The sequence below is a fragment of the Grimontia marina genome (genome assembly GCF_900060185.1).
In the GTDB taxonomy this organism is placed as follows: domain Bacteria; phylum Pseudomonadota; class Gammaproteobacteria; order Enterobacterales; family Vibrionaceae; genus Enterovibrio; species Enterovibrio marinus.
Genome location: NZ_FIZY01000056.1, coordinates 19,358 through 29,648, shown reverse-complemented (window position 1 = coordinate 29,648; position 10,291 = coordinate 19,358). Strand labels below are relative to the sequence as shown.

Genomic DNA, 10,291 nt, shown 5'->3' with positions numbered 1-10,291 from the left:
CACCTTCGCTTTAAATTCGGGTGAGTGGTTTCTACGTTTTCTTGTCATCATCTGCTCCAGTCTTTCTGGGGACTATCAAAACAGATCAATCACTTAAAGTCATGTCCGAAAATTGGGGGCCACTTCTAGATGCCAAAAACGCCACCTTCAGGCCGTCGTGCTGTTATTGGCCAGTCGCTGCTTTAAGAACGTCTGAAAGTTCGGTGAGCAGTTTCTGTGTATCGTCTGACAGTCGGTTGATTTCGCTTGTTGATTCGGAGGAGCGCGTCGCCAATTGACGAACCTCATCCGCAACAACAGCAAAACCTCTACCATGCTCGCCAGCGCGCGCAGCCTCGATAGCTGCGTTAAGAGCTAAAAGGTTGGTTTGCTCAGAAATGCCATCAATGACTTTGGCAATATTGGAAATCTCTGCACTGGATTTCGCCACGCCGTCCATGATTTCGCCCATGCCATCACGCTGCTGAACTTGTGCGGTCACATCTTTCACAAACGCGGTATACATAGTTTTACCATCGATTTTCACTCTAGAAAGTGACAGCAGACCATAGTGAAGCTGGCCATCTTTCCGGTGAATCGGCACTTCACGGCTCGAACCGACGATTTTGTCATTGCCTGTGGTTCGGTTGGAATTGACAAAATTGTCGTGGTTTGATTGGATTTCCGGCGGGACCAGCATCTTCACATTCTGACCAATGACTTCTTCAGAAGCATAGCCCCATAGTTCTTCAGCAGCAGGATTGAAGAAGGTCACAACATTGTTATCATCGATAGTGACCACCGCATCCAGTGCTTGTGAAAGAGTTTGGTTGATTGACTCCTGCGCCGTGCGCTGCGCTGAAATATCACGCACAAACGCGGTGTAACAAATGCTACCCCCAATGTCGACTTTGGAGAGCGAGAAGTTCACCCAAATGCGGCTGCCATCTTTACACTGCATTTCCAGTTCACGGGCATTGCCAACTATCTTATCTTTCCCAGTGCGGCGGTTGTTATTCACATAGTTGTCGTGATTTGCCTGGAATTCATCGGGCACCAACATACGCACATTGTTACCCAATACTTCATCCGCCGAGTATCCCCAAAGTTCTTCTGCCGCTGGGTTGAAGAAGGTCACATTGTTGTCAGCATCAATACTAACCACGGCATCAATAGCTTGGCGCAGAACCTGTTCCGTTTCTTCACTGGCGAGTTTTTCTTTTGTAATGTCCCTTGCAAACGCGGTGTAACCCACTTCGTCACCAACTTCGACACGTGACAAGGACAGGTTCGCCCAAATTCGGCTTCCATCGCGACGCTCAAGTTTTATATCCCTGCTTTTACCCACGATAATATCGACGCGACTCTGTCGGTTAGTGTTTACATAGGTATCGTGGAAACTCTGGATCTCTTTTGGTACTAGCATCTTCACGTTCCGCCCAACAACCTCATCAGCGTTATAGCCCCAAAGAGCCTCCGCAGCCGGGTTCATGTAGGTGACATTATTTTTGCCATCGATTGATACCACGGCATTGACGGATTGTTCCAGCATTTGCAGATTACGTTGACGCTCTCCGTACTCTTTGGAAATGTCTTTCACAAAAACAGACAAGCCTTTGCCCCCAGGTACCGAAATTTCAGAAACATTGACCTCCACCCAGACCTGTCCATTAAGTTGGGTTTGACTTGAACCGACCTGTAAGCTGCCCATATTGAAAGAGGTAATATCTTTGCCTTTCGCCTCTTTGGCTTGTATGTTGAAAAGCCCCTCTGCCGCCGCATTGATGTAGCTCACACGGTTTTTACTATCTGTAAAAATTACCGCATCGCTGGCCTTATCCAGTATTTGTTTCATGACGCTATCATTGCTGTTTCCAAAAAGTCCCATGTCTCTGCACCTACATTGAGTAATGGACGTATTTCGAATCAATTGATTCATTTATAATACTATTAATCAAAGCTTAGACACACCGAGAAATATCAACAAACCTCTAAGGTTATTTTTTTCAATACATTGATTTTTATTAGATTAAGTTAACCTTCGGGTTTTATTTACACTGTAAATAAAACCCGAAGGTTATTAGTCTCATGAGATATGAGTGTCAACATCCCTGGGTTCAGCAACACTTTTCCTTGGCTGTCAGCCGACCCTATCCATGAGGGTTATCTGTAAAATAGAGCCTCTTTACTCCACTTTACCCGCACCCTGCTGGGCTGGCGTAAGCAACATATCGCGATGTAGGAGGGCGCTGCCACGTACTGGCCTATAAACACCCCTGACACCACCATGCAGAGCAAACCCTTATTGTTGTGCTCAATGCCTCAAACAATGGAGCAACAGTAAGGCTGAACCTGTCCTCTGCGGTAAAATCCTTTCCGCTTCAGCACATGGCCGATTCCATACCCGAAAACCATAGGGTGCTGAAGCTTCTCCCTTAGCAAGCATGGGCCGGTGAATTGGTTCGCAGCTGACTAATTTAGGTTTGCCTCATACTTGTTGCGCGTTAGGTATTGAAAAACAGGTCATACTTATACCGACACTATTCCTAAATAGGCGTGAAAAACGCCAATTACGTTGGTCGTCTGAAGAAATGTCGCTTAAAGGAGTAAGTCATGACAGATCCTGTTGTATCCAATAACAAACCTATCAAAGTCGAGCTCGAAAAAGGTAAAGAGTATTACTACTGCCGCTGCGGACGCTCGAAAAAACAGCCCTATTGCGACGGCTCCCATACCGGTACAGAATTCACGCCTCTGGCCTACAAGGCAGACAAAGATGGCGAAGCTTGGTTTTGCGCCTGTAAAAACACCGCAAACGAGCCTTTCTGCGATGGCACCCATACCCGCTTTGCGGATACGGATGTCGGAAAAGAAATGCCGCCGGTTCAAAGAGAAAGTGCTTCCCCAGCGCCAAAAGCGACTAAGGAAGAGCCCTATGTTGAGCTGATCCACCAGCTCGCCAAAGAAGGGCTTGAGAAATTTGGCCACCACGGCCCAATGACCTCTATGGGTGTACCTCGCTACCAGCTACCAACTTGGGACGATATCCAGATCATGGTGGCACAAATGGCAATGAAACCACTCTTGGATGACGCTTCTGTCGGCACTGAGCTGATTGTTGGCCCACGTGCGAAGAAGCCACTGAAACTCGATACACCGCTATTTGTGTCAGACATGAGTTTTGGTGCGCTGTCAGAAGAAGCCAAAGTGGCGCTGGCAACAGGGGCGGAAAAAGCGGGTACAGGAATTTGTTCTGGCGAAGGTGGTATGTTGCCTGAAGAACATGCTGCGAACAGCCACTATTTCTATGAACTGGCAAGTGCCAAGTTTGGTTTTGAACTTTCCAAAGTGCGCGATGTTCAGGCCTTCCATTTTAAAGGGGGTCAGGGTGCAAAAACCGGTACAGGTGGTCACCTGCCGGGCATCAAAAACCACGGCAAAATCTCACAAGTGCGCGGTATTCCAGAAGGGAAAGACGCCATTTCGCCATCCACCTTCCCTGATCTGAAAACACCCGAGGACTTTGCGCTCATCGCAGACGAAGTGCGGCGTGAAAGTGGCGGCATTCCCATCGGTTTTAAACTGAGTGCCAACCATATTGAAGCCGATATCGGTTTTGCACTGGATGCGGGCGCTGACTACATCATCCTTGATGGACGTGGTGGCGGCACCGGTGCTGCACCGACCCTCTTCCGGGATCACATCAGTGTACCCACCATTCCTGCGCTGGCACGCGCAAGACGCTTTCTGGACGTGCAGGGCGTGAATGACGTTACCTTGATCATTACGGGCGGGCTTCGCGTGCCGAGTGACTTTGTGAAAGCGTTGGCTCTGGGCGCCGACGGTATTGCCCTCTCCAACAGTGCGATGCAAGCGATTGGTTGTGTCGGTGCGCGCATGTGTAATTCCAACATGTGTCCGGCGGGAATTGCGACACAAGATCCAGAACTTCGCAAGCGTCTGAATGTCGAGGCGGCTTCCGAGCGACTCTACAACTTCTTCACCGCATCAACCCATCTGATGCAGGTGATGGCACGCGCTTGTGGCCACGATCATTTGAGTAAATTCACTCACAGCGATCTGGCGACTTTCAATAAGGAAATGGCAGAGCTTTCCGGTATTCACTACTCAGGTACGGGCCCTTCAACGCTCTGATTCGCTTCTATTGAGCAAAGAAAAAGACGCAGGAGTAAAATCCTGCCTCTTTCACGTTTTAAGCCATCATCTGGCTATTACGGAGTCACAACCAGTGACGGCTTGGTTTCGCCCACTACAGAGCGTTTGTAGGCCTTTTCGTCGCGATCAAACAGGTGGCAATAATCCGCAGGAAACTCGATACAACGTTTATCACCCGCACGGATATTGGTTTGCCCTTCGGTACGAATCACCTCTGGTTCAGCAGTGTACGAGGTGTTGAAGTACATCAGACACTCGTTACCTAACTGCTCAACCAAACTCAGCTCAACACGGCCGGCGTCCAGCACCACGATCTTGTTCGCGAGTGTCATCGCTTCCACCTGATCATGGGTTACATATTAGCAGCATTTGGAAATGTGACTGCGGGAACTACTCCTGAATTCTGCCGAAATGCTGGACAAAAAAAACGAGCCCGGAGGCTCGTCAAAGGGTTAGCAAATCAGTGCATCGGGCGAACCCAGATGCCAATAGGACAAAGGTATCTATTCGTGAATAATCCTACTAAGCATGAAGGGTTGGCATGTCAGAATTTTGTCAATATAAGGTAAGTTTTTCTAAACACCGGATGCCACTTCATCCAAGACGGCAAGCACCGTGCTGTCTAGATGACCGTCATAAACTTGACGGCAAACCTTGCGGCGCACCGCTAGGCCGGATATCAGGCGCTCTATAGACAGGTGCTTATTGTTCTGTTGGCTGTTATAAAACTCAATTGTTTTACTGAGTATCTCATAAGAGAGGATATCGCCATCTACACGCAAATAGTCCAGTTTATCCATGTAAGACTGACACTCTTCCGCAATGCTTGCAGCTGGATGCCCTGTCATAGCAGACAGTGCAGTGATGCCTCGCTGCATCGCTTCCTGTGACGTGTACTTCGACAGAGTGATCGTCAACTCATCAGCATTGATTTCAACCAGATGCTTGCGCAATTTGACGCGACGTCCCAGTCGGCCTCCACGTTTTTCCTTACGCTGAATAGGTTCAAACTCCCCGTCAATAATCTCGGAAAGCTGATCAAGGTCTTGCGTGGGCAAGATCTCGTTGCGCAGCGGGTTTGGCATGGTCGGCGCAAGAGATCGTTTCCCTTCGTTGTAGGTTTTGGCACGGGAGAAACGGATCACTTCATCCACGTTGCACTTGATGTCAATGCGATAGTCAGGATGCTTCTTGTCGTCATCCAACCGGTATAGCGTCAGGTGATAACCATACAAATTCACCGCAAACACCCCGTCGGCGATCGTTTCCTTTTTCGCCATCTTGCGTAGCTCACGGATCAGATCACTCGAAAAACGACGCCATTCGATGTTTCTCGCCATTTTCTGGTTCAGATCGCTCAATGTCATGGAATCTTCCAATCGACGCGACATACGGCTTCTGAAGAGGCTATAGAGCTGGAATACCAGCGTATGCTGACGCAAGATCTCAGGCGGGAACAGGAAAAAGTAATCGCGGGTCATCAGCTCTTCGAAGAAAGATGGCTCCCAAACCATGATGTAGAGGTTGGGTTTGATGCGGATTTCTCCATCCTCCCCTTCCCTTGGGGCTTCTTCCGATGCGGTGATAGTGCGGGCGATGAAACGGAAGCGATCACTCTTGAAACCTTCTGGCATATTCTCGCTCAACCACCGGCCAGTAAGTTCATGCAGTTGGAAATCGGTAAATTCGATGCGATCGATACTTTCTCGAATGGAATCACGCGCTGGGCCACTGTCTTTCTTACCTCGCAAAGACAGAATATCCGTGATGTAGACTGGTGTTTTGTTACCCACTTTCTGGGTCTGCAGTTCATAGTTTGGCAGATGATGATCGTGGTATTGCACGGTCAGTGTGAACAATGCAAATAGCGTCATCAGATCATCTACCGTCATGATCGACTTGGAGGATCGCGTTTCGATGATCGCTTTGGTGCCACTGATCGCCACCATAGACTTCTGATAACTTTTCTTGGTACGAGGTGGTGCCAAAGCCTGGTCAATGATGCCTGCCCAGCTCGTGGGTGAGATAAGGATTTGATCCTTTTCATCCGGCATCATTGGAGGCGTCCCTAAACCATGCTCATGCAGCAATTGCTTGTTAACATGGTTCTGCGCCAATGCCTTTGAACGCTTTTGCTTGGCAATGACTTTGGTTTTTTCGGATTGCAGGCCTGCAGAGCCCAACACAGAAATCAGCTGACTGGGGTTCACAAATCGATGGAGCATCGTTTTCCCCGCTAGGCCTTCTTCAAACCGGACACCCTGTTGCGTGAAAAGTCCGATTTGAACCGCTGCGCGTAAACGTTGCTGTATAGCTGCCCGTGTCAATTGACCCTCGGTTGCTTCAACTAATTCGGTAGTAGAAACCAAACCATCTTTTGAAGAAAAGCCACGAAGAGAAATAAGGTTAAGCAGTTCAAGGATACTTTTGGTGACGCCTCTGAAGTGTTCGTACTGAGGAAGCCAATCTACTAATTGGGCATGTACTTCAAATAAATGCCCGTCTTTGTGCGATCGAGGGGCTGTAATCAGGATTTTTTCAGAGGGACTTGAGGCCATTCGCCACAGCTCCTTGTTAAGCCAAAGTGTTATAAGAATACAGATGACCGTAATTATGCCATCTTTCCGAAAGATTATAAGAAAAAATAAAAGAAAGAAAGATCTTTTTGTTGAGGCTTTTAAACTGATCTTTTTGATTTAAATAGATCTTATTGATTCTATGATCTTATGATCCGTGCGAATAGAGTTATGTAACGCATTGTTATTAAAGGTTATAAATTTTAGGTGTCTCGAAACGATGATCAGGACATCCTTGGAAAGATGATCAATAAGGTATTGAAAGCATGATCATTATAAGCCCGAAACAATGATCATCGAAGATTCGAAAGTGTGATCATCGAAAGCCCTAAAGCATGATCATGGTGCTTTCACAATTTATCCACAGCGGATTTTTGGTACTTGGTGAAAACTCGCTGTTTCAGCATTCCTCATGTCCTTTTCCGTTCGGAAAAATGATCAGGGAAACGTGTTTTCGACATCGTTTCATCCTAATTTACATGTTTAGCACTGATATTGTTCTCCCAGTATACTGGGTATCTGTTCAATTGAACTCACATCAGACGTATTTTAGCCGGGGCGATATATGTGTCCGGTAATCGAAACGATGATCAAGTGTGTGTTTGTGTATTTTGAATGAACATAGGCTATGCCCTTACTTGAGCCATTTAAGGTTTAACCGCTTTGATTTTTTTGATAAAGCCAGTGTTGAAAAGGCATCAGCCGTAATTTGGCGTTATGTTGTCATCGTTCCGGTACTTCCTTTTGATGATCAATATGCTGACTGTTACTTGATCATCTTTTCGAAAAATGAGGATCCGATAACCCTACTCCTTGGCGAATTACTCCTCTGATTTTCACCTTGATCATTTTTCCTAATCACGTCTTTGCAGTTGAAAGTATGATCAAGGAAGAATAGAAGATTTACATCATTCTGGTAACGCTCCTGCTTTCATCTTGATCATGTTTCTGAAACGATGATCAAGATGAGGTGTAACAGCGTGACTCTATCGACTGATATCATGTATTCAACCTGAAATTTATCAATACTGATGTTGAAATGACAGAGGCCGTAATTTGGACTCACCTTTTCAGCGTTCCGGTGTTTTTCACTTCATCTTCTTTTTATTTCTGGTTTACATTGTAAAGAGGTGACGCCGTAACACTTTAAATCTGGGTATTTCGACCTGTCGTAAGTCACAAATTATTTGTTCGATTTTTCATCATCTTGACATAAAGTGAGCAAGATCCTAATTGTTTTGCAGTATGTTCAGCTATTTATTGTGCGTGATGTATTTTGCTGTACAATTTGTTTAATTCTCTTTTATGGCGAAAAGAAAAATGAATAGGGAAAAGACAATAGAAAACCTGCAAACTATTGCAGAGCAAACCAAGCAGGTTCAAGCGGACCGTATTGAAATCGTGATGGAGGAACGTCACGACCAACTGTTCCCACCAATGTCAAAAGCATTGATGGAGACACGTTCTGGGCTGACGCGTCGAAAGTTAGATGAAGCTATTACCCGTATGGAAGAGGGTGGTCATCAGTTCACGAAGAATAATGCTAACCATTACTCTATTACGTTAGATGAAGCTCACCAAATCATGGAAGCGGCGAAAATTCCGGCTTTCCATGAGGGAAAAGGCGCCGGGTATAAGCCTTGGGTTATCAATATCCAGAACCAGAAAGGCGGTACCGGAAAATCGATGAGTGCCGTTCATATCGCAGCTTGTATGGCGCTGAATCTCGATAAGCGCTACCGTATTTGTCTTATCGACTTAGACCCTCAAGGTTCGCTTCGCCTCTTCCTTAACCCTCAAATCAGTATTACCGAGCAGGAAGGGATCTACTCTGCGGTTGACGTGATGTTGGAAAACACACCGCAGACTCCTGATAAAGAATTCATGATGAAGAATGTACTGCTACCAACCCAGTACCCTAATCTGAAAACGATTGCGGCTTTCCCTGAAGACGCCATGTTTAACGCCGAAGCTTGGCAAAGCCTTGCGACCAATGGCTCGTTGGACATCGTGCAGTTGCTGAAAGAGAAAGTTATTGATGTGATTGCTGATGAGTTTGACATCATCATGATTGATACCGGTCCGCATATCGATCCTCTTGTCTGGAATGCTATGTATGCTTCTAATGCCTTGTTGATTCCTTGTGCAGCAAAGCGTTTAGACTGGGCTTCCACCGTGAACTTCTTCCAACACCTACCTACGGTATATGAAATGTTCCCGGAAGATTGGCCTGGTCTAGAGTTTGTTCGTCTGGTTCCGACTATGTTTGAAGATGACAACAAAAAACAGGTGTCGGTACTGACTGAAATGAACTATCTCCTTGGTGATCAGGTTATGATGGCGACGATTCCAAGAAGCCGTGCATTTGAAACGTGTGCAGATACCTATAGTACCGTGTTTGACCTGACTGCCCAGGACTTCGAGGGCGGGAAAAAGACCCTATCAACGGCACAGGAAGCGGTTCATCGTGCCGGGCTGGAGTTGGAGCGAGTGCTTCACAGCCATTGGTCGCAGCGAAACCAGGAGTGATAAATGGCCATTAAAACATCAGAATTGAATGCGCGCTTGTTTGGTAAAGCGGATAAACGTCGCGCGACCTCGGCTCAGGAAGCGCAAAAAGCCGCTTCTGATAAAGCAGCGGTGATCGAACTTTCTGTAGCTGGTGAAGCCACTGTGGAATTTCAACTGGTGCGAGTGGCAGCAGCGGATGTTGCTAACCGCACATCCGTGTTCTCGGAAAACGCGCGTGAGCAATCTTTCTTAAATGAACTCGCCCTGCAAGATATTCTCACCACGCTGAAAGATCGCGGTCAGCAATATCCAGCTGTCGGTCGTTGGCTGGAAGACGATAAGATTGAAGTACTGGACGGTAGCCGCCGCCGAATGTCCTGTATTCTCGCCAAGCAAGACTTCCTGATTTATGTCGCTAAAGGCATCAACAGTAAGCATGCGAAATTCCTGTCAGATGTGGCCAATGCACACAAACCGCTGTCGCTTTATGAGCGTGGTAAAGAGATGCAGGCCATGCTGGATCGCGGCGATGTGCTCGATCAGAAAGAGTTGGCGAAAGTTTGTCAGTGCAGCGAAGCACTGGTCAGTGGCGCTCTGAAAGCGGCAGCATTGCCTCTATCACTGCTACAAGCTTACCCAAGTGTTGCTGAGCTGGGCCGGCCAACCATTGTTAAGCTGCACAAGTTATACTTCTCTCTGACTGATGATGAAAAGAAGGCGTTGGACGATAAGTTTGAAGGCACGCCGATTTGGCAGAAAGTTGAAGCGGCAGGTGTGAGCCGAATTACCCGAGAGGTAACAATTGTACTTGAGCAGTGGTGTGATTCACTCAAGCCAAAAATAGTAAAACCTGACGCACCTACTATAGACCTAATCAAAGGTCGCGCGAGCTATCGTCGTAAAGGTGATGCGATTGCAATTAACCTCAAAAAGCTAAAAGACGAAGATGCTGATGCTATTCTGGCATTTATCAAGTCCCGCCTAGCTTGAGTTGAATGACAGTAAACGCGCCGTCGGGCGCGTTTTTTCTTTATGGGATTTAAAACGCC

General features: G+C 47.0%; 5 protein-coding genes and 1 pseudogene. 3 read left to right on the top strand and 3 right to left on the bottom strand.

Annotated elements, in window-relative coordinates; translation table 11 throughout:
• Positions 1-163: 163 nt before the first annotated feature.
• Positions 164-1,867 carry a PAS domain S-box protein gene (locus GMA8713_RS21050; protein WP_062713972.1) on the bottom strand — a complete coding sequence of 568 codons (1,704 nt, stop codon included), beginning with the start codon at positions 1,865-1,867 and terminating at the stop codon, positions 164-166.
• A 725-nt stretch (positions 1,868-2,592) separates the two neighbouring features.
• On the opposite strand from GMA8713_RS21050, the gene GMA8713_RS21045 reads away from it, so the two are divergent.
• The gene (locus GMA8713_RS21045) at positions 2,593-4,134 is read left to right on the top strand and encodes a glutamate synthase-related protein (RefSeq protein ID WP_062713970.1); all 1,542 of its coding nucleotides are present in this window, start codon (positions 2,593-2,595) and stop codon (positions 4,132-4,134) included.
• Between the two features lie 77 nt (positions 4,135-4,211).
• On the opposite strand, the pseudogene GMA8713_RS21040 reads toward GMA8713_RS21045, so the two are convergent.
• Both GMA8713_RS21040 and GMA8713_RS21035 read right to left on the bottom strand, forming a co-directional pair.
• Positions 4,212-4,514 (bottom strand): annotated as a pseudogene (locus tag GMA8713_RS21040) (ABC transporter); the annotation flags it as partial.
• A gap of 216 nt (positions 4,515-4,730) precedes the next feature.
• On the bottom strand, positions 4,731-6,713 hold the full coding sequence (locus GMA8713_RS21035) for a replication initiator protein RctB domain-containing protein (protein ID WP_062713966.1): 1,983 nt from the start codon (positions 6,711-6,713) through the stop codon (positions 4,731-4,733).
• Between the two features lie 1,338 nt (positions 6,714-8,051).
• Here GMA8713_RS21035 and GMA8713_RS21030 point away from each other — a divergent pair.
• Together GMA8713_RS21030 and GMA8713_RS21025 are read left to right on the top strand one after the other, a co-directional pair.
• Positions 8,052-9,260, top strand: a complete 1,209-nt coding sequence (locus GMA8713_RS21030) for an AAA family ATPase (RefSeq protein WP_062713964.1) — start codon at positions 8,052-8,054, stop codon at positions 9,258-9,260.
• Positions 9,261-9,263: 3 nt separating this feature from the next.
• Positions 9,264-10,232 (top strand): ParB/RepB/Spo0J family partition protein, encoded by a 969-nt coding sequence (locus GMA8713_RS21025; RefSeq protein ID WP_062713962.1) that lies wholly within the window; start codon positions 9,264-9,266, stop codon positions 10,230-10,232.
• Positions 10,233-10,291 lie beyond the last annotated feature (59 nt).